Genomic DNA, 24,589 nt, shown 5'->3' with positions numbered 1-24,589 from the left:
GGGTGCATCATGGCAATCGTTAAATGCAAACCGACTTCCCCTGGCCGCCGTTTTGTGGTCAAGGTGGTCAACCAGGAGCTGCATAAAGGCGCTCCTCACGCACCGCTGCTCGAGAAAAAATCGAAGACTGGTGGTCGTAACAACAATGGCCGTATTACCACTCGTCACATCGGTGGTGGTCATAAGCAGCATTACCGTATGGTCGATTTCCGTCGCAACGACAAAGATGGCATCGTCGCCACTGTCGAGCGTATCGAATACGATCCAAACCGTACTGCTCACATCGCACTGCTCTGCTACGCAGACGGCGAGCGCCGCTACATCATCGCCCCTAAAGGCGTGAGTGCTGGCGACCAGCTGATCGCAGGCGCTCTGGCTCCAATCAAGCCAGGCAACGCTCTGCAACTGCGCAACATTCCAGTCGGTTCTACCGTACACGGCATCGAACTGAAGCCAGGTAAAGGCGCACAGATCGCTCGTTCCGCTGGTGCTTCGGCTCAGCTGATCGCTCGTGAAGGCGTTTACGTTACCCTGCGTCTGCGTTCCGGTGAAATGCGTAAAGTCCTGGCTGAATGCCGTGCGACCCTGGGCGAAGTCTCGAACTCCGAGCACAGCCTGCGTTCGCTGGGTAAAGCTGGTGCCAAACGCTGGCGTGGCGTTCGCCCAACCGTTCGTGGTGTTGCCATGAACCCGGTTGACCACCCACATGGTGGTGGTGAAGGTCGTACCTCTGGTGGTCGTCATCCGGTATCGCCATGGGGCTTCCCGACTAAGGGCGCGAAGACTCGTGGTAATAAGCGTACCGACAAAATGATCGTCCGTCGTCGCAAGTAAATAGAGGGATACGACAGTGCCACGTTCTCTGAAAAAAGGTCCTTTTATTGATCTTCACCTACTGAAGAAGATCGAAGTGGCGGCGGAAAAGAACGATCGCAAACCAATTAAGACTTGGTCGCGTCGTTCGATGATCCTGCCACAAATGGTCGGTCTGACCATTGCAGTACACAACGGCCGTCAGCACGTCCCAGTTCTCGTGAACGAAGACATGGTTGGCCATAAACTGGGCGAGTTCGCCGGTACCCGCACTTATCGTGGGCACGTGGCTGACAAGAAAGCCAAGCGTTAAGGGGTAAGGAAATGGAAGTAGCCGCTAAGTTGTCGGGCGCTCGAATCTCCGCCCAGAAAGCCCGCTTGGTCGCCGACCAGATCCGCGGGAAGAAGGTGGGCGAAGCGCTCAACCTGTTGGCTTTCAGCAGTAAGAAAGCCGCCGAGATCATGAAGAAAGTGCTGGAGTCGGCCGTAGCCAACGCCGAGCATAACGAAGGCGCAGACGTTGATGACCTGAAGGTCAGCACCGTTTTCGTCAACGAAGGGCGTTCGCTGAAGCGCATCATGCCACGTGCCAAAGGCCGTGCTGATCGCATCGTCAAGCGGTCTTGCCATATCACTGTCAAGGTTGCTGACAAGTAACGGAGTCGAAGAGATGGGTCAGAAAGTACATCCCATTGGCATTCGCCTGGGAATCGTCAAGGAGCACACCTCCGTCTGGTACGCAGACGGTCGGACTTATGCGGACTACTTGTTCGCAGATCTGAAAGTGCGTGAGTATCTCCAAGACAAACTAAAAAGCGCGTCCGTAAGCCGTATCGATATCCATCGTCCGGCCCAAACTGCACGCATCACCATCCACACCGCTCGTCCAGGTATCGTTATCGGGAAGAAAGGTGAAGATGTTGAGAAACTGCGTCAGGACCTGACCAAGCAAATGGGTGTGCCTGTGCACATCAATATCGAAGAGATCCGCAAGCCGGAGCTCGACGGTATGCTGGTTGCGCAGAGCGTAGCTCAGCAGCTGGAGCGTCGTGTAATGTTCCGTCGCGCTATGAAGCGCGCTGTACAGAACGCCATGCGCATTGGTGCCAAAGGCATCAAAATCCAAGTGAGCGGTCGTCTCGGCGGTGCTGAAATCGCACGTACTGAATGGTATCGCGAAGGTCGTGTGCCACTGCACACCCTGCGTGCCGACATCGACTATGCCAACTACGAAGCTCACACCACTTACGGTGTGATCGGTGTAAAGGTTTGGATCTTCAAAGGCGAAGTAATTGGTGGTCGCCAAGAAGAGCTGAAGCCACAAGCACCAGCGCCTCGTAAAAAAGCTGCTAAGTAAGGGGTACGCCAAATGTTGCAACCAAAGCGTACGAAGTTCCGCAAGCAGATGACCGGCCACAACCGTGGTCTGGCATTGCGCGGTAGCAAAGTCAGCTTCGGCGAGTTCGCGCTGAAGTCTGTTGCTCGTGGTCGTCTCACCGCTCGTCAGATCGAGTCAGCGCGTCGTGCTCTGACCCGTCACGTAAAACGTGGCGGCAAGATCTGGATCCGTGTATTCCCGGACAAGCCGATCTCCAAAAAACCTCTCGAGGTTCGTATGGGTAAAGGTAAGGGTAACGTGGAGTACTGGGTTGCCCAGATTCAGCCAGGCAAAGTCCTGTATGAAATCGAGGGTGTTTCTGAAGAGCTGGCGCGTGAGGCTTTCGCCCTGGCTGCTGCAAAGCTGCCGCTCGCCACCTCCTTTGTTAAACGGACGGTGATGTGATGAAAGCGAATGAACTTCGTGAAAAATCCGCACAGCAGCTGAACGAGCAACTGCTCGGCTTGCTGCGCGACCAGTTCAATCTGCGCATGCAGAAAGCAACTGGCCAGTTGGGGCAGTCTCATCTGCTCTCGCAAGTTAAGCGTGACATCGCTCGCGTGAAGACTGTGCTCAACCAGCAGGCAGGTAAGTGATCATGGCTGAAGCCGAAAAAACTGTCCGTACGCTGACTGGCCGTGTTGTCAGCGACAAGATGGACAAAACCATCACCGTTCTGATCGAGCGTCGCGTTAAGCACCCGATCTACGGTAAATACGTTAAGCGTTCGACTAAGCTGCACGCGCACGACGAAACCAATCAGTGCCACATCGGCGACAAAGTCACTATTCGTGAAACTCGTCCGATGGCCAAGACCAAGTCTTGGGCGCTGGTTGATGTTCTCGAACGCGCTGTGGAAGTCTAAGGGCTAGGGGTCGGAGAAATTATATGATTCAGACTCAATCCATGCTCGATGTGGCCGATAACAGCGGCGCTCGCCGCGTTATGTGCATCAAGGTGCTGGGTGGCTCCCATCGTCGTTACGCTGGTATCGGTGACATCATCAAAGTTACCGTGAAGGAAGCAATTCCTCGCGGTAAAGTGAAAAAAGGCCAAGTGATGACTGCTGTTGTAGTCCGCACTCGTCACGGCGTACGTCGTGCTGATGGCTCCATTATCCGCTTTGATGGCAACGCTGCTGTTCTTCTGAACAACAAGCAAGAGCCGATCGGCACCCGTATCTTTGGGCCAGTGACCCGTGAACTTCGTACTGAGAAGTTCATGAAGATCGTCTCGCTCGCCCCAGAAGTGCTGTAAGGAGATCCGACATGCAAAAGATTCGTCGTGACGACGAGATCATCGTGATCGCCGGCAAAGACAAAGGTAAGCGCGGTAAGGTGCTGAAGGTTCTTGCTGACAACCGTCTGGTTGTTGGTGGTCTGAACCTGGTCAAGCGTCATACCAAGCCTAACCCGATGTCGGGCGTACAGGGCGGTATCGTCGAGAAAGAAGCGCCACTGCACGCTTCCAACGTCGCCATCTTCAACGGCGAAACCAACAAGGCTGACCGCGTTGGTTTCAAAGTAGAAGACGGTAAGAAAATTCGTGTCTTCAAGTCGACCCAAAAAGCGGTTGATGCTTGAACACTGCTAGGTAGAAGACCATGGCACGACTAAAAGAGATTTACCGGAAGGAAATCGCTCCGAAACTTAAGGAAGAACTTAAGCTTTCGAACGTGATGGAAGTTCCGCGCGTTACCAAAATCACCCTGAACATGGGTCTGGGCGAAGCGATCGGCGACAAAAAAGTCATCGAGCACGCTGTTGCTGACCTGGAAAAGATCACCGGCCAAAAAGTCGTTGTGACCTACGCTCGTAAATCCATCGCTGGCTTTAAAGTCCGTGAAGGATGGCCGATCGGCGTCAAAGTGACTCTGCGCCGTGAGCGTATGTACGAGTTCCTGGATCGTCTGCTGTCGATCTCCCTGCCTCGGGTTCGCGACTTCCGCGGCCTGAATGCCAAGTCCTTCGATGGTCGTGGCAACTACAGCATGGGCGTGAAAGAGCAGATCATTTTCCCGGAAATCGACTACGACAAGATCGATGCTCTCCGCGGTCTGGACATTACCCTGACCACCACTGCCAAGAACGATGATGAAGGCCGCGCTCTGCTGCGTGCTTTCAAATTCCCGTTCCGCAACTGATTGGAGTAGGAAAATGGCCAAGAAGAGCATGAAAAACCGTGAGCTGAAGCGTCAGCTCACAGTTGCCAAGTACGCGACCAAGCGTGCAGCGCTGAAAGCTATCATCGTCGATCTGAACGCAAGTCCAGAAGCGCGTTGGGAAGCTACCGTAGCTCTGCAGAAGCAACCACGTGACGCAAGCGCTTCGCGCATGCGTAACCGTTGCCGCCTGACTGGTCGTCCGCATGGCGTTTACCGCAAGTTCGGCCTGGGCCGTAACAAACTGCGTGAAGCGGCAATGCGTGGTGACGTTCCAGGTCTGGTTAAAGCCAGCTGGTAATCGCTGTCAAAGTCTCGATGTTCGGGTTCGCAAGAACCTGACCATCGGTGGCCTTGAATCTGTATCAAGCCCCTTTTGGGGCTTGATTCATTTCTGGGGTGTGTCTAGAATGACCGGCTCGCCTGAGCCCGTGTTTTTCATGCCCGGAGTTTCTCGGCGACAAGTAGTAGCCGTAAGGCTAATTTTTCTGTATTAGGAGCGTCTAGCCCATGAGTATGCAGGACCCGTTAGCGGACATGCTAACTCGAATCCGTAATGCCCAGATGGCTGAAAAGTCTGTCGTAAGCATGCCGTCTTCCACGCTGAAGGTGGCTGTAGCAAAAGTCCTGAAGGACGAAGGTTACATCGCGGATTTTCAGATCACCACCGACGCTAAGCCGTCGTTGTCCATCGAGCTGAAGTACTTCGAAGGCCGTCCGGTTATCGAAGAAGTGAAGCGCGTTAGTCGTCCAGGCCTGCGTCAGTACAAGTCCGTTGAAGATCTGCCGAAAGTTCGTGGCGGTCTTGGCGTGTCTATCGTCTCCACCAACAAAGGTGTGATGACGGATCGTGCTGCGCGCGCTGCCGGTGTCGGCGGCGAAGTTCTTTGCACTGTGTTCTAAGGGGGGATAAGCATGTCTCGCGTCGCTAAGAACCCCGTTAAGCTGCCAGCCGGTGTCGAAGTAAAATTCGCAGGCCAACAGCTTTCGGTGAAGGGTGCCAAGGGTACTCTTGAACTGAACATCCATTCGTCCGTTGAGATCGTTGAAGAAGCTGGTGAGCTGCGTTTCGCTGCTCGCAATGGCGATCAACAGACTCGCGCAATGGCCGGTACCACGCGTGCGTTGGTAAACAACATGGTCCAAGGCGTAAGCCAAGGCTTCGAGCGCAAGCTCCAGCTGGTCGGTGTTGGTTACAAAGCGCAAGCAAAAGGCACGGTTTTGAACCTGGCCCTTGGCTTCTCGCACCCAGTGGATTACGAACTGCCGGAAGGCATCACCGCTGAGACTCCTAGCCAGACCGATATCCTGATCAAGGGCATCGACAAGCAGCTGGTAGGTCAAGTGGCCGCTGAGATCCGCGACTTCCGTCCACCAGAGCCGTACAAAGGCAAAGGTGTGCGCTACGCGGACGAAGTCGTCCGTCGTAAAGAAGCCAAGAAGAAGTAGGGCATAGCAAATGACCGACAAAAAAGTTACTCGACTGCGTCGCGCTCGCAAAGCACGCCTGAAAATGCACGAACTAGAAGTCGTGCGTCTCTGCGTGTTCCGCTCGTCGCAGCACATCTACGCCCAGGTCATCTCGGCCGACGGCAACAAAGTCCTGGCAAGCGCCTCGACTTTGGATAAAGAACTGCGTGATGGTGCCACTGGCAACATCGACGCGGCCACAAAGGTTGGCCAGCTGGTCGCTACGCGTGCTAAGGCCGCTGGCGTCTCGCAAGTGGCTTTCGACCGCTCTGGCTTCAAGTACCACGGCCGCGTTAAAGCGCTGGCTGATGCTGCTCGTGAAGCTGGGCTGGAGTTCTAAGTTATGTCAAATAACGACCAAAAGCGCGACGAAGGCTACATTGAGAAGCTGGTTCAAGTTAACCGCGTAGCCAAAACCGTTAAAGGCGGCCGTATCTTCACTTTCACCGCGTTGACCGTGGTGGGTGATGGTAAAGGGCGTGTTGGCTTCGGCCGTGGCAAGTCGCGTGAAGTGCCTGCTGCGATCCAGAAGGCAATGGAAGCTGCTCGCCGTAACATGATTCAAGTTGACCTGAACGGCACCACTCTGCAGTACGCAATGAAGTCCGCTCACGGCGCTTCGAAGGTGTACATGCAGCCTGCTTCTGAAGGTACCGGTATCATCGCTGGCGGCGCTATGCGTGCTGTCCTCGAAGTTGCTGGCGTTCAGAACGTTCTGGCCAAGTGCTACGGCTCGACTAACCCGGTAAACGTGGTTCACGCCACTTTCAAAGGTTTGAAAGCTATGCAGTCTCCTGAATCCATTGCCGCCAAGCGTGGCAAAAGCGTCAAGGAGATCTTCTGATCATGGCTACCGTTAAAGTAACGCTGATCAAAAGCATGACCGGCCGCATCCCTAACCACAAACTGTGTGTTAAGGGTCTGGGTCTGCGTCGCATCGGTCACACTGTAGAAGTCCAGGATACTCCCGAGAATCGCGGGATGATCAACAAGGCCTACTACATGCTGCGTGTCGAGGGTTAATCGATGAAACTCAATGATCTGAGTCCAGCGCCGGGTTCCCGTCGCGAAAAGCATCGTCCGGGCCGTGGTATCGGTAGCGGTTTGGGTAAGACTGGTGGCCGTGGCCACAAAGGTCAAACCTCCCGTTCCGGTGGCACCATTGCTCCAGGCTTTGAAGGCGGTCAACAGCCGCTGCACCGTCGCCTGCCGAAGTTCGGTTTCGTTTCCCTGAAAGCCATGGATCGCGCAGAAGTGCGTCTGTCCGAGCTGGCTAAAGTGGAAGGCGATATCGTCACTGTGCAGTCCCTGAAAGATGCCAACGTGATCAACGTCAACGTACAGCGTGTGAAAATCATGCTGTCCGGTGAAGTGACTCGCGCTGTCACTATCGGCAAGGGAATCGGCGCCACCAAAGGTGCGCGTGCGGCTATCGAAGCAGCTGGCGGCAAGTTCGAGGAATAAATGGCTAAGCAAGGTGCTCTCTCTGCGCTCGGCAAAGGCGGTATGTCTGAACTCTGGGCTCGTCTGCGTTTTCTGTTCCTGGCGATTATCGTCTACCGAATAGGCGCACACATCCCGGTTCCAGGTATCAACCCGGACCGACTCGCAGACCTGTTTCGACAGAATGAGGGGACCATTCTTAGCTTGTTCAACATGTTCTCCGGCGGCGCGCTGGAACGGATGAGCATCTTTGCACTGGGGATCATGCCGTACATTTCGGCATCGATCATCATGCAACTGATGACCGCCGTCAGCCCGCAGCTGGAGCAGTTGAAGAAGGAAGGTGAAGCTGGCCGTCGCAAGATCAGCCAGTACACCCGCTACGGCACCGTCGTTCTCGCTCTCGTTCAGGCCATTGGCATGTCCATTGGTCTGGCGGGGCAGGGCGTTGCGTTCACTGGTGACTTTGGCTTCCATTTCGTCGCGGTATCCACGTTTGTGGCTGGTGCGATGTTCATGATGTGGCTGGGTGAGCAGATTACTGAGCGTGGTGTAGGCAACGGTATCTCGATGTTGATTTTTTCGGGTATCGTCGCCGGTCTTCCGAGAGCAATCGGGCAGTCTTTCGAGTCTGCGCGTCAGGGTGATATCAATATTTTCGCCCTGGTTGCCATCGGTTTGCTGGCAGTAGCGATTATCGGTTTTGTGGTGTTCATTGAGCGTGGTCAGCGTCGTATCGCCGTTCACTACGCCAAGCGTCAGCAGGGCCGCAAGGTTTTTGCTGCGCAGACAAGCCACTTGCCGCTGAAGGTGAACATGGCCGGTGTTATTCCGGCTATTTTCGCGAGCAGCATTTTGCTGTTCCCGGCTTCGTTGGGTGCCTGGTTTGGTCAGTCTGAAGGTATGGGCTGGTTGCAGGACATCTCGCAGTCGATCGCTCCTGGTCAGCCGTTGAATATTCTGCTGTTTAGTGCAGGGATTATTTTCTTCTGCTTCTTCTATACGGCGTTGATGTTCAATCCGAAAGACGTAGCGGAAAACCTGAAGAAGTCCGGTGCCTTTATTCCGGGCATCCGTCCAGGTGAGCAGTCTGCGCGCTACATTGATGGCGTTCTGACTCGCTTGACCATGTTCGGTGCTCTTTACATGACGGCCGTGTGCCTGTTGCCCCAGTTCCTGGTGGTTGCAGCAAACGTTCCGTTCTACCTTGGCGGGACCTCGTTGCTGATCGTGGTCGTGGTTGTGATGGACTTCATGTCCCAAGTACAATCGCACCTCGTTTCGCACCAGTACGAATCCCTGATGAAGAAAGCCAACCTGAAGGGTTACGGCAGCGGCATGTTGCGCTGAGTACCCATAAGGTTCGAGGAGTTGGTGATGAAAGTTCGTGCATCGGTGAAAAAGCTGTGCCGTAACTGTAAGATTATTCGCCGCGAAGGTGTTGTTCGAGTAATTTGCAGCGCGGAACCGCGTCACAAACAGCGCCAAGGCTGAGTGTGATTGTGCTTCAAGCCCGGCAGCTAGTGCGCTGCCGGGTTGATTATTTGTTATTACAGCGATATTATCTCGCGCCCTATTTCTTGGCTTCCGGGGCGTAGGTAGCTGTCAATTGGAGTCCCACTGAATGGCCCGTATTGCAGGCGTTAACATTCCAGATAACAAGCATACTGTTATCTCGCTGACCTACATCTATGGTGTCGGTCGCACTACTGCGCAGAAAATCTGTGCAGATACTGGGGTAAACCCAGCAGCAAAGATCAAAGATCTGAGCGACGAGCAAATTGAACAGCTGCGTGGCGAAGTGGCGAAGTTCACCACTGAAGGTGACCTGCGTCGCGAAATCAACATGAAAATCAAGCGCTTGATGGACCTCGGTTGCTATCGCGGTCTGCGTCATCGTCGCGGTCTTCCAGTACGCGGTCAGCGTACCAAGACCAACGCGCGTACCCGTAAAGGTCCGCGTAAGCCGATCCGCAAGTAATCGCCCCAGCGAATCGACAGGAATTTAATCATGGCAAAACCTGCTGCTCGTCCTCGTAAAAAAGTTAAAAAGACAGTGGTTGATGGCATCGCCCACATCCATGCTTCTTTTAACAACACCATCGTGACCATTACCGACCGTCAAGGTAACGCTCTTTCCTGGGCTACCTCCGGTGGTTCGGGTTTCCGCGGTTCCCGCAAGTCCACCCCGTTCGCTGCTCAAGTAGCTGCTGAACGTGCTGGTCAAGCTGCGCTGGAATACGGCCTGAAAAACCTCGACGTTAACGTCAAAGGTCCAGGTCCGGGTCGTGAATCCGCAGTCCGCGCTTTGAACGGCTGTGGCTACAAGATCGCCAGCATCACCGACGTGACGCCAATCCCGCACAACGGGTGCCGTCCGCCGAAGAAGCGCCGCGTGTAATCCAGGAGATTGTAAAGAATGGCTCGTTACATTGGTCCAAAATGCAAACTCGCTCGTCGCGAAGGCACCGATCTCTTCCTGAAGAGCGGCGTGCGCGCGATCGAATCGAAGTGCAACATTGAAGCAGCACCTGGTATCCACGGCCAACGCCGCGGTCGCCAGTCCGATTACGGTACCCAACTGCGTGAAAAGCAGAAGGTCCGTCGTATCTACGGCGTTCTCGAGCGTCAGTTCAGCGGCTACTACAAAGAAGCTGCTGGCAAGAAAGGTGCAACCGGTGAAAACCTGCTGCAACTGCTCGAATGCCGTCTGGACAACGTTGTATACCGTATGGGCTTTGGTTCGACTCGTGCCGAATCCCGTCAGCTGGTATCGCACAAGTCGATCAGCGTTAACGGTCAGACCGTAAACGTTCCGTCGTATCAGGTTCGTGCTGGTGACGTGGTTGCAGTTCGCGAGAAAGCAAAAAACCAACTTCGCATTGTCCAAGCTCTCGATCTGTGTGCCCAACGTGGCCGCGTAGAATGGGTAGAAGTAGACACTGAGAAGAAGTCGGGCGTTTTCAAGAACGTTCCTGCTCGCAGTGATCTGTCCGCCGACATCAACGAAAGCCTGATTGTCGAGCTCTACTCCAAGTAAGGGCTAGAAAATAGGTGCATCCATGCAGATTTCGGTAAATGAGTTCCTGACACCCCGCCATATTGATGTGCAGGTTGTCAGTCCAACCCGCGCCAAGATCACTCTCGAGCCTCTCGAGCGTGGTTTTGGCCACACCCTGGGCAACGCGCTGCGCCGCATCCTGTTGTCCTCAATGCCCGGCTGCGCAGTAGTCGAGGCCGAGATTGACGGTGTGCTCCACGAGTACAGCGCCATCGAAGGTGTACAGGAAGACGTAATTGAAATCCTGTTGAACCTTAAAGGTCTGGCCATCAAGCTGCACGGTCGTGACGAAGTTACGCTGACCTTGTCGAAGAAGGGTTCGGGGGTGGTTACCGCTGCCGATATTCAGCTGGATCATGATGTCGAGATCGTTAATCCCGATCACGTAATCGCTAACCTGGCGTCTAACGGCGCCCTGAACATGAAGCTCACCGTAGCTCGTGGTCGTGGTTATGAACCAGCCGACTCGCGTCAGAGCGATGAAGACGAAAGCCGCAGCATCGGTCGCTTGCAGCTCGATTCTTCGTTCAGCCCGGTTCGCCGTATCGCATACGTGGTGGAAAACGCCCGTGTCGAGCAGCGTACCAACCTGGACAAGCTGGTTATTGATCTGGAAACCAACGGTACCCTGGATCCTGAAGAGGCTATCCGCCGCGCTGCAACCATCCTGCAACAGCAGTTGGCTGCGTTCGTCGATCTCAAAGGTGACAGTGAGCCAGTGGTTGTCGAGCAGGAAGACGAGATCGATCCGATCCTGCTTCGCCCGGTTGACGATCTGGAACTGACTGTACGTTCGGCTAACTGCCTTAAGGCGGAAAACATCTACTACATCGGCGACCTGATTCAGCGCACCGAAGTAGAGCTGTTGAAGACTCCGAACCTGGGCAAGAAATCCTTGACTGAAATCAAGGACGTTCTGGCCTCCCGCGGTCTGTCCCTCGGCATGCGCCTCGACAACTGGCCGCCTGCAAGTCTTAAGAAGGACGACAAGGCGACTGCCTGATCGTCGTAATCACCGAACGTAGTGTTTGGTAAGGAATGAACCATGCGTCATCGTAAAAGTGGGCGTCACCTGAGCCGCACCAGCTCGCACCGCAAGGCCATGTTCCAGAACATGGCGGTGTCGCTGTTCGAGCACGAGCTGATCAAAACTACTCTGCCAAAAGCCAAAGAACTGCGCCGCGTTGCCGAGCCGCTGATCACTCTGGCCAAGACAGACAGCCTGGCTAACCGCCGTCTGGCTTTCGACCGTACTCGTTCGAAAGCTATCGTTGGTAAGCTCTTCAACGACCTGGGCAAGCGTTACGCTACCCGTGAGGGTGGCTACCTGCGCATCCTCAAGTGCGGTTTCCGCGCTGGCGACAACGCGCCTATGGCGTACGTCGAGTTGGTTGATCGTGCTACTGCTGGCGAAGCTGTATCCGCCGAGTAAGACGTCAGTCTGCAACGAAAAACCGGGCCTAGTGCCCGGTTTTTTGTGTCCGCAATAAATGCACGGTTCGTACAAGCTTCTGACACTGCTCTGTTGTCATTATGTGATGGGATTTGTTGTTAGTAATTTTCTATCGATGCTTGAAGGTTAATGAATTTGTGGCTGTCACATCGATGATCAATACTTCCCAGCAAGCCGATTAGCCGGCAGTTTCAAGACTGACAGAGGAAGAAGACCGTATGAGCCAGATCAAAACGCTTACGACCGCCAGTGGCGCACCTGTCGCTGATAACCAGAATTCTCGCTCCGCCGGCCCTCGTGGCCCGCTGCTGCTCGACGATTTCCATTTGATCGAGAAGCTTGCCCACTTCAACCGTGAAAATATTCCTGAGCGTCGCGTGCACGCCAAAGGCTCGGGTGCTTACGGCACGTTCACCGTCACTCGCGACATCACTGAATACACCAGCGCCAAGCTGTTCGAGGCTGTCGGCAAGCAAACCCCGACATTCCTGCGGTTCTCCACTGTAGGTGGCGAGCGTGGTTCGGCTGACACCGAGCGTGATCCGCGCGGTTTCGCCCTGAAGTTCTACACCGAGGAAGGTAATTGGGACATCGTTGGTAACAACACGCCAGTGTTCTTCATTCGAGACCCGCTGAAGTTTCCCGACTTTATCCATACTCAGAAACGTTTGCCGCAGAGCAACCTGAAAAGCGCCCAGATGATGTGGGACTTCTGGTCGCATTCGCCTGAAGCGCTGCACCAGGTGACCATTCTGTTTTCGGATCGCGGCATTCCTGATGGTTACCGTCACATGCACGGCTTCGGCAGCCACACCTACAGCCTGATCAGCGCCAAAGGCGAGCGTCACTGGGTGAAGTGGCATTACAAGACCCAACAAGGGATCAAGAACCTTGCGCCGGCTGATGCTGCGCGTCTGGCGGGCACCGACCCGGATTACGCTCAGCGTGACCTGTTCGAGGCCATCGAGCGTGGTGACTTCCCGAAATGGCGTGTGTGCATTCAGATCATGACCGAGGCGCAGGCTGCAGCTCACTACGAGAACCCGTTCGACGTGACCAAGACCTGGTCGCAGAAAGAGTTCCCGTTGATCGAAGTCGGTGAGTTGGAGTTGAACCGCAACCCGCTGAATTACTTCGCCGAAGTCGAGCAAGCAGCATTTGGCCCAAGCAACATGGTGCCGGGTGTTGGTCTGTCGCCGGACCGCATGCTCCAGGGTCGTGTGTTCGCCTATGCCGATGCGCACCGCTACCGTGTTGGCACCAATCACCAGCAACTGCCGGTGAATGCCCCGCGCAGCCCGGTGAACACCTACCAGCGCGACGGCTCGATGGCCTTTGGCAGCAACGGTGGCGCAGCACCCAACTATGAACCGAACAGCTACATCGAGTCGCCGAAGCAGGCGCCGCACTACGCCGAGCCCGCTTTGGCTTTGAGCGGAGCGGCTGACCGTTACGATCATCGCGAAGACACTGACTACTATAGCCACGCGGGCGCGCTGTTCCGTTTGATGAGCGAGGAGCAGAAAGCCTTGCTGGTCAGCAATATCGCGGGCGCCATGAGCGGTGTTTCACCTGATGTGGTTGACCGTCAGTTACAGCATTTCTTCAAGGCCGATCCGGCGTATGGAGAAGCAATCGCAAAGCTGCTCAACGTACAGCTTAACGAAGTCTAAACGAGAAGCAGAACCGCCCTCATTAGGGCGGTTTTTGCGTTATTTAGGCCGCTTTTCTCAGAATATCTTCGCTTTTATTGCGCGAAACGGGGTGACCTTCCGATCAGCTTGGTTCAAACTACAGACTTTCAAGCAGGGAGATGTAGGGCGATGCAAGGCCACCCAGACGTTATCGATTACCTCAACACGTTGCTGACCGGCGAACTGGCCGCGCGTGACCAATATTTTGTGCACTCGCGGATGTATGAGGACTGGGGTTTCACCAAGCTCTACGAACGAATCAACCACGAGATGGAAGAAGAGGCCGGTCACGCAGACGCTCTGATGCGCCGGATCCTGATGCTCGAAGGCACTCCGCGCATGCGCCCGGATGATCTGGACGTCGGCACCACCGTGCCAGAGATGCTCGAGGCTGATCTGCGTCTTGAGTACAAAGTCCGCGCAGCGCTGTGCAAAGGCATTGAGTTGTGCGAGCAGCACAAAGACTACGTCAGTCGCGAAATCCTGCGTATTCAGCTCAACGACACCGAAGAAGATCACACTTATTGGCTTGAAAAGCAGTTGGGCCTGATCAAACTCATCGGTCTCGAAAATTACCTGCAATCTCACACCTGATTGCACAGACACAAAAAAGCCCCTGTCACCGCTGAGGTGACAGGGGCTTTTTCATGCCCGGCGGTTAAGCGCGGTCGCGAATCAACAGCGGCTTGAGGTAATGCCCGGTGTGAGACTGCTTCATCTCGGCCACTTCCTCCGGCGTACCGGTGGCGATGATCTGCCCACCTTTGGAGCCGCCTTCTGGTCCGAGATCCACCAGCCAGTCGGCAGTCTTGATCACGTCCAGGTTGTGTTCGATCACCACCACCGTGTTGCCATGGTCGCGAAGGCGGTGCAGCACGTCGAGCAATTGCTGGATATCCGCGAAGTGCAGGCCGGTGGTCGGCTCATCGAGGATGTACAGGGTCTTGCCGGTGTCACGCTTGGACAGCTCGCGTGACAGCTTGACCCGCTGCGCTTCGCCGCCGGACAGCGTGGTGGCTGACTGGCCGAGTTTGATGTACGACAGACCCACGTCCATCAATGTCTGCAGCTTGCGCGCCAGCGCGGGCACCGCATCGAAGAACTCCCGGGCTTCCTCGATGGTCATTTCGAGGGTTTCGTGGATGCTCTTGCCCTTGTACTTGATTTCAAGGGTCTCGCGGTTGTAGCGCTTGCTCTTGCACACGTCACACGGCACATAGATGTCCGGCAGGAAGTGCATTTCGACTTTGATCAGGCCGTCACCCTGACACGCCTCGCAGCGCCCGCCCTTGACGTTGAACGAGAAACGTCCCGGGCCGTAACCACGAGAGCGCGACTCGGGAACGCCGGCAAACAGTTCGCGGATAGGAGTGAACAGCCCGGTGTAAGTTGCCGGATTGGAGCGCGGCGTGCGGCCGATCGGGCTCTGGTCGATGTCGACGACTTTATCGAGATGCTCAAGGCCTTTGATGCTGTCGTGTGCAGCTGCTTCAAGCGTGGTCGCACCATTGAGGGCGGTAGCGCTCAAAGGGAACAGCGTGTTGTTGATCAGCGTCGATTTGCCCGAACCGGACACACCGGTCACGCAGGTCAGCAGCCCGATCGGAATTTCCAGATCGACATTGCGCAGGTTGTTGCCGCGCGCGCCCTTGAGCGACAAGGTCAGCTTTTTATTGCGCGGTGTGCGTTTGGCGGGCACCTCTATCTTCACGCGGCCCGACAGGTATTTGCCGGTCAGGGAATCCGGGTGTGCCATGACTTCGGCAGGGGTGCCCTCGGCAACGATCTGCCCGCCATGCACGCCAGCCCCCGGCCCGATATCCACCACATAATCAGCCAGACGAATCGCATCTTCGTCGTGCTCGACCACGATCACGGTGTTGCCGATATCGCGCAGGTGCTTGAGGGTGCCGAGCAGCCGGTCGTTATCGCGCTGGTGCAGGCCGATAGACGGTTCGTCAAGGATGTACAGAACTCCGACCAGGCCTGCGCCGATTTGACTGGCCAGACGAATCCGCTGCGCCTCGCCACCGGACAGAGTGTCAGCGCTGCGATCCAGGGACAGATAGTCGAGACCGACGTTGACCAGGAACTGCAGGCGTTCGCGGATTTCCTTGAGGATCTTGTCGGCGATCTCGCCGCGACGGCCGGTCATCTTCAGCTCGCCGAAGTACTCGCAGGCATCGCCGATAGGCAGGTTGGTCACCGCCGGCAGGGTTTTCTCGCCCACCCAAACGTGTCGCGCTTCACGGCGCAACCGGGTGCCACGGCAGTCCGGGCAAGCCTGGGTGCTGAGGAATTTGGCCAGTTCTTCACGCACGCTGGCCGATTCGGTTTCGCGGTAGCGGCGCTCAAGGTTTGGCACGATGCCTTCGAACGGGTGCGAGCGTTTGACGATATCGCCACGGTCGTTCAGGTACTTGAAGTCAACGTTCTGCGAGCCGCTGCCATGCAGAATGTACTTCTGCTGATCGGCCGGCAGTTCGTTGAACGGCTTCTCCAGGCTGAAGCCGTAATGCGCGGCCAGTGAGCCGAGCATCTGGAAGTAATAGACGTTGCGCCTGTCCCAGCCACGAATCGCGCCTTCGGCCAGGGTCAGTTCGCCGTTGACCAGGCGCTTGATATCGAAGAACTGCTTCACGCCCAGGCCATCGCAAGTCGGGCAGGCGCCGGCCGGGTTGTTGAAGGAGAACAGCTTCGGTTCCAGCTCGCTGATGGCGTGGCCGCAGATCGGGCAGGCGAAGCGCGCAGAGAAGATCATCTCTTCGCCCGGCTCATCGTCCATCGGTGCGACCAGCGCAATGCCATCCGCCAGTTTCAGTGCGGTCTCGAACGACTCGGCCAGGCGTTGCTGCAGGTCGGCGCGGACCTTGAAACGGTCGACGATGACATCGATCGAGTGCTTCTTCTGCTTGTCCAGTTTCGGCAGCTCGTCGAGCTCACAAATGCGGCCGTTGACCCGTGCACGGACGAAGCCTTGGGCGCGCAGTTCTTCGAACACCGACAAGTGCTCGCCCTTGCGCTCGCGGATCACCGGCGCCAGCAGCATCAGTTTGCTGCCCTCCGGCTGAGCCAGCACCAGGTTGACCATCTGGCTGACGGTCTGCGCCTCCAGCGGAATGTCGTGATCCGGGCAGCGTGGCGTACCGACGCGTGCGTAAAGCAGGCGCAGGTAGTCGTAGATTTCAGTGATGGTGCCAACCGTGGAGCGCGGGTTGTGCGAGGTTGACTTCTGTTCGATGGAAATCGCCGGCGACAAACCTTCGATGGTGTCGACGTCGGGTTTTTCCATCATCGACAGGAACTGTCGAGCGTAGGCCGACAGGGATTCGACATAGCGGCGCTGACCTTCGGCGTACAACGTGTCGAAGGCCAGGGACGACTTGCCGGATCCGGACAGGCCGGTGATGACGATCAGTTTGTCCCGTGGCAGGGTCAGGTCGATGTTCTTCAGGTTGTGGGTACGGGCCCCACGTATCAGGATCTTGTCCAAAGTGGCCTCGCTTGGCGGGCGTCGAAAACGTAGGAGTATACGGCCAAATACTGGATGGATGCACACTATCAAACGAAGGGTTTTTACCTTACATGAAGAGAGTTTCATCTATACGCGTCATAGCGTCGCGATATACCCCGTCTTTCGATGGGACTGGTAGAATCGCCGCCGGTTCACACGAGGTTTTTCCATGCACGATCCCCACAGCGAACGCATGAGTGGCAGCGAGACCCGCGCGGCGAGCGGTCTGGCCCTGGTGTTCGCCTTCCGTATGCTTGGCATGTTCATGGTGTTGCCGGTATTGGCGACCTACGGCATGGATCTGGCGGGAGCGACTCCGGCCCTGATCGGCCTGGCCATCGGCGCCTACGGCCTGACCCAGGCGATTTTTCAGATTCCGTTCGGGATTATTTCCGACCGCATCGGCCGTCGTCCGGTGATCTATATCGGTCTGATCGTGTTCGCCCTCGGCAGTGTGCTGGCCTCTCAGGCCGATTCGATCTGGGGCGTGATCGCCGGCCGTATCCTGCAAGGCGCCGGGGCGATTTCCGCTGCGGTCATGGCATTGCTTTCCGACCTGACCCGCGAACAGCATCGCACCAAGGCCATGGCCATGATCGGCATGACCATCGGCCTGTCGTTCGCCGTGGCGATGGTCGTCGGTCCGCTGTTGACCCGTGCATTCGGTCTGTCCGGACTGTTTCTCGCCACAGGCGGCATGGCACTGGTCGGCATCCTGATCATCATGTTCATGGTGCCGAAATCAACCGGGCCATTGCAGCATCGTGAGTCCGGCGTGGCGCGTCAGGCCTTGATGCCGACGCTCAGGCACCCGGACCTGTTGCGTCTGGATCTGGGCATCTTTGTGTTACATGCCATGTTGATGTCGAGCTTCGTTGCCTTGCCGCTGGCATTGGTGGAAAAAGCCGGGTTGCCCAAAGAGCAGCACTGGTGGGTCTACCTGACCGCGCTACTGATTTCTTTCTTCGCCATGATCCCGTTCATCATCTACGGCGAGAAGAAACGCAAAATGAAACGAATTTTGCTCGGCGCCGTCCTGACGCTGATGCTCACTGAGCTATTCTTCTGGCAGTTCGGTGACAGCTTGCGGGCGCTGGTGATCGGCACGGTGGTGTTCTTCACCGCGTTCAATCTGCTGGAAGCTTCGTTGCCGTCGCTGATCAGCAAGGTTTCACCGGCAGGCGGGAAGGGCACGGCGATGGGCGTGTATTCCACCAGCCAGTTCCTCGGTTCGGCACTCGGCGGGATACTCGGCGGCTGGTTGTTTCAGCATGGCGGTCTGTCGGTTGTGTTCCTCGGATGTGCCGGTCTGGCTGCCATCTGGCTGGCCTTTGCTGTTACCATGCGCGAACCTCCCTACGTGACGAGCCTGCGCTTGCCGTTGTCGCCCGAGGCGATCCGCGAAGCGGGTCTGGTCGAGCGCCTCAAGGCCCTCGTAGGGGTAACAGATGCAGTGATAGTTGCTGATGAAGCGGCTGTTTACATCAAACTGGACAAAGAATTAGTGGATCGCGACACCCTCGAACGCCTGGTGAACAACCCGGCCGAGGCTGCTTGCGAAGCCTAGGAGAACGTTATGGCCCGTGGGGTTAACAAAGTCATATTGGTCGGCACTTGCGGCCAGGATCCCGAAGTTCGCTACCTGCCTAACGGTAACGCCGTGACCAACCTGAGTCTGGCAACCAGCGAACAGTGGACCGACAAGCAAACCGGTCAGAAGGTCGAGAAGACCGAATGGCACCGTGTTTCGATGTTCGGCAAGGTTGCCGAAATCGCCGGCGAATACCTGCGTAAGGGTTCGCAGGTCTACATCGAAGGCAAACTGCAGACCCGCGAGTGGGAAAAAGACGGTATCAAGCGTTACACCACCGAAATCGTGGTCGACATGCAAGGCACCATGCAACTGCTCGGTGGCCGTCCACAACAGGGCGACCAACAAGGCGGTGGCAACAACTACCAGCAGCAGGCACCGCGTCAGCAGGCTCCACGCCCGCAGCAGTCGGCTCCTCAGCAGCGTTCGGCCCCGGCTCCACAGCAGGCTGCGCCGCAACCAGCTCCGGATTTCGACAGTTTTGATGATGACATTCCGTTCTGATTCGATGCTGTATCTGCGCTGAATAAAAAAGGCCCGTCGTTCAAAACGACGGGCCTTTTTCATTGCGCAAGGTCCGCGATTACCACCGATCTCCTGTGGGAGCGGGCTTGCTCGCGAAGGCGTCGGGTCAGTCGCCGCACTGGTTGAATGGCAATCCCCTTTCGCGAGCAAGGCCGCTCCCACAGGAGCCGATGTGTTCCTCAATCGAGGATCAGGTGCGGCAGAAACCGACTCGAATCCTTGGTGATCAGACTGTTGTCTTCGCGCACGCCAATCCCCGCCGCCTGATCGCCGATCACCCATGAGCCGATCAGCGTGTAGCTGTCGTCGAATTTCGGCAATGGCGCAAATTCCTGCAGGATGAACGGCGCATCGGTGTAAGGGCCGTCCTCTTTGACGATCAGGCCTTGCGCCGTTTGCAGTTCGATGTTGGCGCCTTCGCGGGAGAAGTACGGTTTGCGTACCCAGCCCCTAGGCACGGCGTTGGCCGGGTTCGGATCAAGATGCGCCGCGAGCAGATTTGGATGGCCCTTGTGCAGCTCCCACAGTAGCGGCAGTGCGCCTTTGTTCGACAGGATCGACTTCCACGCCGGTTCAAAAAACTGTGTATCGCACTCGGCAATCGCCGCGCCGAACGGTTCGTGGAAGATGAACTCCCAGGCGTGCAGCTTGAACAGGTGCGGAATCCAGCGATCTTCGAGGTCGACGAAACGACCTTCGGCGGTCAGGCCGATGTCTTCAATGTCGATGTGCCGGGATTCGATGCCGACTTTTTCCGCGATCAGCCGCAGGTAGTCGGTGGTGCCCTTGTCCTCGACCGAGTCTTTCATCGAGGCAAAGTAGAACGGCCGCTTGAGCTGCAATTCGGCGAACGCCTGATGCAGCTTGCTATCGATGCTGTTGAACTGGTCGGCATGGCGCGGCAGCATTCCGCGCTCGATGCATTGTTCCAGCCAGCCCCACTGAAACGCGGAGGCTTCATAGAGGCTGGTCGGCGTGTCGTAGTTGAGTTCCAGCAGCTTGGCAGGGCCGTTGCCGCTGTAGGAAAAGTCCATGCGTCCGTACAGATGCGGATGACCTTCCAGCCAGGACGTGCGAATCATGTCGTAGTACGAGGCCGGGATGCTCAGGCGATCCAGCAATTCTTCGCTGTGCACCACGCGGTCGACCAGGTCCATGCACATCTCGTGCAGTTCGGTGGTCGGGTCCTCCAGATCGTTTTCGATCTGCGCGAGCGTGAACTGGTAGTAGGCGCTTTCGTCCCAGTACGGCTCGTCGTCGATGGTGTGGAACAGAAAGCCGAGGCCTTCGGCAGTCTGTTTCCAGTCGGGGCGCTCGGCGCAGTGGATCTTCTTCATGGTCAGCTGCTCGAACGTCCGGAACTGCTGCCCCAGCCACCCCAACCGCTGCGGGCGGAGGACTGGCTGCCGAAGCCGCCACGGGAGGTCGACGAGGCGACGTTCACCGGTTTGCTTTTGCTGCTCTCGTAGTCCGGTTGACTGCGCGGTGCCGATTCGATTTTGCGGTACTGCGTCGAGGTGTTGTAGGTCTGACGCGTGTCGCGATCGCGGTAAACGGTGCGGTTGGCGTTGTTGCTCATCGCATTGCCGATCAGCCAGCCTGTGAGCCAGCCGTTGCCGCCACCGGATGAATGGGAAGTGCTTTGCGCGTTCTGCGCGGCGGCCGCTTCACCGGCAGGCATCTGCGCGTTGGCGATCGCATTCAGATCCTGCGGCGCCTCGCCGTTCTGCGGCACCTTGAAACCGCCGAGCTTGGGCACGAAGCGGCCGTCGGAGTTTTTCTGGCACCAGTCGGCGGCGAAGTCCGCGTCGCACTTGGCCTTGTCGTCGTAGGCCGGCGCAATGCGTCGGTGCTCGGTCAATGCCGCGACATAGGCGTTGGAGCAGACATCGGCGGCCACTTCGGCGCCGACGCACTGCTCGACCGTTTGAAATCGTTGCTGATCCTGCGCGGCAACCTCGCCGGAAATCGCCAGCGCCACCGAAGCGGCGAGGGACAGTTGAACGTACTTGCTGCGTTTCATCGAAGGCTTCCTGCCGATCAGTTGGACGGGGTCATGCACGCGGCGTTGAGCATGCCGACGCTGATGGCCACTGCGGCCACATAGATACCCGAGGCGATTTCACCGTTGGCAATGCGTCTGGATGTGCCCTTGAGCACCAGGCCGGTGGCGAGGAACGCCAGCAGTTGCACGACGGCAGCGATTACCGCCCACAGCACGAAGTCGAGGACATTGACCGAAAACGCGATGACATTGCTGGCTGGAATCGCAAAACCGATGATCGCGCCGGACAGGGCGATGGCGGCGGCGATGTTGCCGGAGCGGATCAGCTCGAACTCTTTGTGTGGCGTGATACGGGTGTAGACGAACTGAAACAGCATGAACAGCAGCACGGCGCCGATCAGGTAGACGACGAAGCCTACCAGCGCGGTCTTGTTCAGGGAAACGGCCAGCACTTCCAGCATGGAAAACTTCCTTTTTAAATGGTGCTCAGATCAGTCGTGTACAGCGAAATGCCCAGCGAGGTGCTCAGGCTGACGGTGCCTTCCTCGTCCTGTTCGACGGAGAACAGCAGCAATTCGCGGCGATCGGTCAGGCCGGTCTCGCGCGCGTAAAGCATGGAGTGGTGTTCGATGGTGTAGCTTTCGTCCGGGTTGACCACGTGTTCGGTCAGCGGCACCAGTTCGGTCTGGCCCAGCTCGGTGCCCCATTCGCGGCTGTACTGGACGCCCTCGTGAGTGTAGGTCGGCAGGCCGATCGGGCTGTCGGGGCCGGCGAGGCGCTGCAGCTCGGCGTCACTGTTGACGGTCACGTAGCTGAGGTAATTGAACAGCGTGACCGACTCGATCTGGTCGTCACCGGTGACGTGGATCTGCAGCCAGAAGTCCTCGTTGTTGAGGTAGTAGCGATGCAGCTTGTTGGATTGGCCGAGGTCGATCCAGCCGGCGCTCCAGATCGCCTCTGCTGCCGGAACCTGCACCGAGGTGCTGCCATCGAGCAGCAAGGCCAGGGTCGAATCGAACCGCACGCCTTTGCCTTGTGCCATTCCGAGTGGGCCGCCGGCTACTGGAGCGGGCGCGGCAGTCTGCCAGTTGCTGGTGCCCAGCAAATCTTTGAACCATCCCATGGGTACATTCCTTGAGGCGGGTGGAGGTGTTCGTCATAAAAAGCGCCGCTAGTGTACCGGGCCGGGCGACGAACTAGCAGAGTGATTTGCACAGCACAAACCCTGTGGGAGCGGGCTTGCTCGCGAATACAATGTGTCAGTGGGCAAATTATTCGCTGACACACCGTATTCGCGAGCAAGCCCGCTCCCACAGGTTTTTTATCGCGTTGTTACTGAGCGGATTTTTGTTTCAGGCGCTCAAGAATCGCATTGGCGCTGCCTTCGTTCGGCGTGATGCCGGCGTCGCGCAGTTTGCGTTCCAGGTCGTTGCCGGTCGAAGCGTCGGCCAGCTCATCGGCGGCGCTCAGCTCGGCGGCGCGTTGCTGCTGCTTGGCTTGCAGACGGTTCAGGGTACCGACGGCAGTTTCCAGTTTGCCGTTGGCGCCGCCGCTGGCGATGGACGCGCTGACTTGCGCCTTCTGCACGCTGTCGCGGGCCTTGGCCATGTCCACCTGCTGACGCAGGCTCTTGATCCGCGACTCGGCCTTGCTGATGTCTTTGCGCATGTTTTCGGCGTAGGTACCGAACTCATCGCTCTGGGCTTTTTCAGCAGTCAGGTCGTTGGTCAGGGTCGAAATCGCTTCCGCCACTTCCATTGCCAGGTCTTCGCGGCCGGCGTTCAGTGCGGAAACAGCCTTGGCTTCCAGGTCCTTGATCTTGGCGTCGTACTCGCTCACGCGGTCAGCGGCCAGTTTGTGCTTGGCCATGATGGTGACCAGTTCGCGACGGGCGTTGGACAGCGCGGTGTCGGCGTCGCGGATTTCCTGATCGAGGATGCGCAGGGCCTGTTGGTCGACGATCGCTTCGCCGACTTCATTGGCTCCGCCGCGCAGTGCGGTGAACAACTTGCTCCAGATGGACTGAGTCATTGGATATTCCCTGTTGATTACTTGAAGAAGTGTTCGAAGGCTTCACTCGCGCGCTGCACGTTGTCGACCAGGGTTTTCACCTCGGTGACGACGTTGGTCAGGCTCGAGTCGGCGCTGAGGGCGCCAAACATGTTGTAGACCGTCTGCCCGTTCGGCATCGACTCGATACCGATCGACGACAGCGGGAACATTTCCCGGCTGCGCAGCACGGCGTCGTTGAAGGCGCGCACGTCAGTGATCGAGTCGATGTCCACCAGCACGGTGTCGACGATGATCTGTGCACCGGCCACGGCGATGTGAATCGGCAGACCGCCGAATTCGTTCATTTCCAGCTTGATGCTGGGTTCGGAGCTCTGGATCAGAGACAGTGTGATCTCGTGCGAAGCCACCTCGTCCAGTGCCTTGAGGGCGTTGAAGAGGCTATCGATGTTCCAGTTGTTGCCTGCGCTCATGTAATTCTCCGACATGAATGAGCCAGCCAGAATCGGTTGGCGTAGCTGTTGCTCCATTAGCTTGAGCAAGCTTCGGTTTTCCGGAAGCACCCAAGTTTCGTGTTTCACATAACCGGCGGCAGCCAGGCCCGCGCGCATCTGCTTCATATAGAAGCTCGACGGCTTTTTCGCGGACGGTTTCGAGCGCTCTCCCTTTGGGCTCTCTGACGCAACAGTGGGGGAGCGACTTTTCATGGCAATGACTCCGTTATGAACATCTCACGCGTGAGCCACACTACAACCAATTCAAAGTGCCATCAATGGCTCACGCGTGAGATTTTCATGACAGGCGAAAAAACGCCCGCGATGGGGCGGGCGCAAGTTTTGCCAAGTGTGTCGTGATGGATCAGCGCCCTAGAAACTCCTCGGCCGAGACCACGCTGGCATAGGCGAAACCCAGCGCCGACATGAACGCGGCGTGAACCTGGGCGGCCGGTACGGTGACGCCGTTGAACTCGAGATCGCGGCTGGCGCAGGCGTCGTGAATCACCGTGACGCCGTAGCCCAGATCCGCTGCGGCGCGGGTGATGCCGTCGATGCACATGTGGCTCATGCTGCCGACGATCACCAGGTCCTTGATGCCTTGTTCGTCGAGGATCGATTGCAACTCGGTCTCACGGAACGAATTGACGAAATGCTTGAGCACCACCACCTCGTCCGGGCGATTGAGTACTTTGGAGTGCAATTTTGCGCCGTCCGAGCCCGGGGTGAAAAACGGTGCATCCGCCGAGGTGAATTCGTGGCGAATGTGCACCACCGGATCGGCTGCCTCGCGGAACGCGGCAAGCAGCCGCGTGGCGTTGTCGGCGGCGGCTTCAGCCCCCACCAGCGGCCACTTGCCTTGAGGGAAGTAGTCGTTCTGGATATCGACTACGATGAGCGCTTGTCTGGTCATGGGTGTGTCCTCGATGCATGGGCTGGAAGTGGATTCAGTATTGGCGCTGGCCGGCGTTTCGAGG

General features: G+C 57.2%; 36 protein-coding genes. 28 read left to right on the top strand and 8 right to left on the bottom strand.

What is annotated here, in order from left to right; translation table 11 throughout:
- Positions 1 to 9 precede the first annotated feature (9 nt).
- The 26 genes from rplB to bfr all read left to right on the top strand — a co-directional run bounded on the left by rplB (position 10) and on the right by bfr (position 14,067).
- The gene (gene rplB / locus AC0J41_RS23415) at positions 10 to 834 is read left to right on the top strand and encodes a 50S ribosomal protein L2 (RefSeq protein WP_003228734.1); all 825 of its coding nucleotides are present in this window, start codon (positions 10 to 12) and stop codon (positions 832 to 834) included.
- A gap of 16 nt (positions 835 to 850) precedes the next feature.
- On the top strand, positions 851 to 1,126 hold the full coding sequence (gene rpsS / locus AC0J41_RS23410) for a 30S ribosomal protein S19 (protein ID WP_003228731.1): 276 nt from the start codon (positions 851 to 853) through the stop codon (positions 1,124 to 1,126).
- An 11-nt stretch (positions 1,127 to 1,137) separates the two neighbouring features.
- Complete coding sequence (gene rplV, locus AC0J41_RS23405; RefSeq protein ID WP_003103908.1) at positions 1,138 to 1,470, top strand: 50S ribosomal protein L22; 333 nt, start codon at positions 1,138 to 1,140, stop codon at positions 1,468 to 1,470.
- Between the two features lie 13 nt (positions 1,471 to 1,483).
- Positions 1,484 to 2,170, top strand: coding sequence for a 30S ribosomal protein S3 (gene rpsC / locus AC0J41_RS23400; RefSeq protein WP_003176422.1), 687 nt, complete (start codon positions 1,484 to 1,486; stop codon positions 2,168 to 2,170).
- Positions 2,171 to 2,182: 12 nt separating this feature from the next.
- On the top strand, positions 2,183 to 2,596 hold the full coding sequence (rplP, locus tag AC0J41_RS23395) for a 50S ribosomal protein L16 (protein ID WP_003228729.1): 414 nt from the start codon (positions 2,183 to 2,185) through the stop codon (positions 2,594 to 2,596).
- A complete protein-coding gene (gene rpmC / locus AC0J41_RS23390) occupies positions 2,596 to 2,787 on the top strand; it encodes a 50S ribosomal protein L29 (protein WP_002555481.1) in 192 nt (63 codons plus the stop codon). Before rplP ends, rpmC begins: the two co-directional genes overlap by 1 nt.
- Before the next feature lie 2 nt (positions 2,788 to 2,789).
- Positions 2,790 to 3,056: a 30S ribosomal protein S17 gene (gene rpsQ, locus AC0J41_RS23385; RefSeq protein ID WP_003194644.1), complete on the top strand. Its 267-nt coding sequence runs from the start codon at positions 2,790 to 2,792 to the stop codon at positions 3,054 to 3,056.
- Positions 3,057 to 3,079: 23 nt separating this feature from the next.
- Positions 3,080 to 3,448: a 50S ribosomal protein L14 gene (gene rplN / locus AC0J41_RS23380; protein ID WP_002555479.1), complete on the top strand. Its 369-nt coding sequence runs from the start codon at positions 3,080 to 3,082 to the stop codon at positions 3,446 to 3,448.
- Positions 3,449 to 3,459: 11 nt separating this feature from the next.
- Positions 3,460 to 3,774, top strand: a complete 315-nt coding sequence (gene rplX / locus AC0J41_RS23375) for a 50S ribosomal protein L24 (RefSeq protein ID WP_003186046.1) — start codon at positions 3,460 to 3,462, stop codon at positions 3,772 to 3,774.
- Between the two features lie 20 nt (positions 3,775 to 3,794).
- On the top strand, positions 3,795 to 4,334 hold the full coding sequence (gene rplE / locus AC0J41_RS23370; protein ID WP_003210069.1) for a 50S ribosomal protein L5: 540 nt from the start codon (positions 3,795 to 3,797) through the stop codon (positions 4,332 to 4,334).
- 13 nt (positions 4,335 to 4,347) lie between these two features.
- On the top strand, positions 4,348 to 4,653 hold the full coding sequence (gene rpsN, locus AC0J41_RS23365) for a 30S ribosomal protein S14 (protein WP_003228726.1): 306 nt from the start codon (positions 4,348 to 4,350) through the stop codon (positions 4,651 to 4,653).
- A gap of 209 nt (positions 4,654 to 4,862) precedes the next feature.
- Positions 4,863 to 5,255: a 30S ribosomal protein S8 gene (gene rpsH, locus AC0J41_RS23360; RefSeq protein WP_007918458.1), complete on the top strand. Its 393-nt coding sequence runs from the start codon at positions 4,863 to 4,865 to the stop codon at positions 5,253 to 5,255.
- A gap of 12 nt (positions 5,256 to 5,267) precedes the next feature.
- Positions 5,268 to 5,801 carry a 50S ribosomal protein L6 gene (rplF, locus tag AC0J41_RS23355; RefSeq protein ID WP_003176412.1) on the top strand — a complete coding sequence of 178 codons (534 nt, stop codon included), beginning with the start codon at positions 5,268 to 5,270 and terminating at the stop codon, positions 5,799 to 5,801.
- A gap of 10 nt (positions 5,802 to 5,811) precedes the next feature.
- Complete coding sequence (rplR, locus tag AC0J41_RS23350; RefSeq protein WP_003186037.1) at positions 5,812 to 6,162, top strand: 50S ribosomal protein L18; 351 nt, start codon at positions 5,812 to 5,814, stop codon at positions 6,160 to 6,162.
- A gap of 3 nt (positions 6,163 to 6,165) precedes the next feature.
- The gene (rpsE, locus tag AC0J41_RS23345) at positions 6,166 to 6,666 is read left to right on the top strand and encodes a 30S ribosomal protein S5 (RefSeq protein WP_003186035.1); all 501 of its coding nucleotides are present in this window, start codon (positions 6,166 to 6,168) and stop codon (positions 6,664 to 6,666) included.
- Between the two features lie 2 nt (positions 6,667 to 6,668).
- Positions 6,669 to 6,845, top strand: coding sequence for a 50S ribosomal protein L30 (gene rpmD / locus AC0J41_RS23340; protein WP_003176408.1), 177 nt, complete (start codon positions 6,669 to 6,671; stop codon positions 6,843 to 6,845).
- A 3-nt stretch (positions 6,846 to 6,848) separates the two neighbouring features.
- Complete coding sequence (gene rplO, locus AC0J41_RS23335) at positions 6,849 to 7,286, top strand: 50S ribosomal protein L15 (protein WP_003228720.1); 438 nt, start codon at positions 6,849 to 6,851, stop codon at positions 7,284 to 7,286.
- On the top strand, positions 7,287 to 8,615 hold the full coding sequence (gene secY / locus AC0J41_RS23330; protein WP_003228718.1) for a preprotein translocase subunit SecY: 1,329 nt from the start codon (positions 7,287 to 7,289) through the stop codon (positions 8,613 to 8,615). It begins immediately after the preceding gene.
- Between the two features lie 27 nt (positions 8,616 to 8,642).
- Positions 8,643 to 8,759 (top strand): 50S ribosomal protein L36, encoded by a 117-nt coding sequence (gene rpmJ / locus AC0J41_RS23325; RefSeq protein WP_002555468.1) that lies wholly within the window; start codon positions 8,643 to 8,645, stop codon positions 8,757 to 8,759.
- A gap of 130 nt (positions 8,760 to 8,889) precedes the next feature.
- Positions 8,890 to 9,246: a 30S ribosomal protein S13 gene (gene rpsM, locus AC0J41_RS23320; RefSeq protein ID WP_008374135.1), complete on the top strand. Its 357-nt coding sequence runs from the start codon at positions 8,890 to 8,892 to the stop codon at positions 9,244 to 9,246.
- Positions 9,247 to 9,276: 30 nt separating this feature from the next.
- Positions 9,277 to 9,666, top strand: a complete 390-nt coding sequence (rpsK, locus tag AC0J41_RS23315; RefSeq protein ID WP_002555466.1) for a 30S ribosomal protein S11 — start codon at positions 9,277 to 9,279, stop codon at positions 9,664 to 9,666.
- A gap of 18 nt (positions 9,667 to 9,684) precedes the next feature.
- Positions 9,685 to 10,305 carry a 30S ribosomal protein S4 gene (gene rpsD, locus AC0J41_RS23310; protein WP_003176404.1) on the top strand — a complete coding sequence of 207 codons (621 nt, stop codon included), beginning with the start codon at positions 9,685 to 9,687 and terminating at the stop codon, positions 10,303 to 10,305.
- A 22-nt stretch (positions 10,306 to 10,327) separates the two neighbouring features.
- On the top strand, positions 10,328 to 11,329 hold the full coding sequence (locus AC0J41_RS23305) for a DNA-directed RNA polymerase subunit alpha (RefSeq protein ID WP_003186012.1): 1,002 nt from the start codon (positions 10,328 to 10,330) through the stop codon (positions 11,327 to 11,329).
- 42 nt (positions 11,330 to 11,371) lie between these two features.
- Positions 11,372 to 11,758: a 50S ribosomal protein L17 gene (gene rplQ / locus AC0J41_RS23300; protein WP_003176402.1), complete on the top strand. Its 387-nt coding sequence runs from the start codon at positions 11,372 to 11,374 to the stop codon at positions 11,756 to 11,758.
- 239 nt (positions 11,759 to 11,997) lie between these two features.
- Entirely contained in the window at positions 11,998 to 13,452 is a 1,455-nt protein-coding gene (locus tag AC0J41_RS23295) for a catalase (RefSeq protein WP_025109503.1), read from the top strand.
- 150 nt (positions 13,453 to 13,602) lie between these two features.
- The gene (gene bfr / locus AC0J41_RS23290) at positions 13,603 to 14,067 is read left to right on the top strand and encodes a bacterioferritin (RefSeq protein ID WP_025109504.1); all 465 of its coding nucleotides are present in this window, start codon (positions 13,603 to 13,605) and stop codon (positions 14,065 to 14,067) included.
- Between the two features lie 64 nt (positions 14,068 to 14,131).
- Here the strand turns inward: bfr and uvrA are convergent, their stop codons facing one another.
- The gene (gene uvrA, locus AC0J41_RS23285; protein ID WP_473013719.1) at positions 14,132 to 16,966 is read right to left on the bottom strand and encodes an excinuclease ABC subunit UvrA; all 2,835 of its coding nucleotides are present in this window, start codon (positions 16,964 to 16,966) and stop codon (positions 14,132 to 14,134) included.
- Between the two features lie 190 nt (positions 16,967 to 17,156).
- On the opposite strand from uvrA, the gene AC0J41_RS23280 reads away from it, so the two are divergent.
- Positions 17,157 to 18,554: an MFS transporter gene (locus AC0J41_RS23280; RefSeq protein WP_473013718.1), complete on the top strand. Its 1,398-nt coding sequence runs from the start codon at positions 17,157 to 17,159 to the stop codon at positions 18,552 to 18,554.
- Between the two features lie 9 nt (positions 18,555 to 18,563).
- Complete coding sequence (locus AC0J41_RS23275; protein ID WP_003228709.1) at positions 18,564 to 19,082, top strand: single-stranded DNA-binding protein; 519 nt, start codon at positions 18,564 to 18,566, stop codon at positions 19,080 to 19,082.
- 200 nt (positions 19,083 to 19,282) lie between these two features.
- On the opposite strand, the gene AC0J41_RS23270 is transcribed toward AC0J41_RS23275, so the two are convergent.
- The 7 genes from AC0J41_RS23270 to AC0J41_RS23240 all read right to left on the bottom strand — a co-directional run bounded on the left by AC0J41_RS23270 (position 19,283) and on the right by AC0J41_RS23240 (position 24,525).
- Entirely contained in the window at positions 19,283 to 20,440 is a 1,158-nt protein-coding gene (locus tag AC0J41_RS23270; protein WP_473013717.1) for a glutathionylspermidine synthase family protein, read from the bottom strand.
- A 2-nt stretch (positions 20,441 to 20,442) separates the two neighbouring features.
- Entirely contained in the window at positions 20,443 to 21,126 is a 684-nt protein-coding gene (locus tag AC0J41_RS23265) for a DUF1190 domain-containing protein (RefSeq protein WP_025109508.1), read from the bottom strand.
- 17 nt (positions 21,127 to 21,143) lie between these two features.
- Positions 21,144 to 21,569, bottom strand: coding sequence for a DUF350 domain-containing protein (locus tag AC0J41_RS23260; RefSeq protein ID WP_025109509.1), 426 nt, complete (start codon positions 21,567 to 21,569; stop codon positions 21,144 to 21,146).
- Between the two features lie 14 nt (positions 21,570 to 21,583).
- Positions 21,584 to 22,231 carry a DUF2491 family protein gene (locus AC0J41_RS23255; protein ID WP_025109510.1) on the bottom strand — a complete coding sequence of 216 codons (648 nt, stop codon included), beginning with the start codon at positions 22,229 to 22,231 and terminating at the stop codon, positions 21,584 to 21,586.
- Positions 22,232 to 22,440: 209 nt separating this feature from the next.
- The gene (locus tag AC0J41_RS23250) at positions 22,441 to 23,139 is read right to left on the bottom strand and encodes a PspA/IM30 family protein (RefSeq protein WP_025109511.1); all 699 of its coding nucleotides are present in this window, start codon (positions 23,137 to 23,139) and stop codon (positions 22,441 to 22,443) included.
- Between the two features lie 17 nt (positions 23,140 to 23,156).
- A complete protein-coding gene (locus AC0J41_RS23245) occupies positions 23,157 to 23,825 on the bottom strand; it encodes a YjfI family protein (protein ID WP_025109512.1) in 669 nt (222 codons plus the stop codon).
- A 151-nt stretch (positions 23,826 to 23,976) separates the two neighbouring features.
- Complete coding sequence (locus AC0J41_RS23240; RefSeq protein ID WP_473013716.1) at positions 23,977 to 24,525, bottom strand: cysteine hydrolase family protein; 549 nt, start codon at positions 24,523 to 24,525, stop codon at positions 23,977 to 23,979.
- Positions 24,526 to 24,589: the final 64 nt, after the last annotated feature.

The sequence above is a fragment of the Pseudomonas sp. Arb-4-2C genome, assembly GCF_055755015.1.
This window is presented reverse-complemented; position numbering and strand designations above follow the sequence as displayed.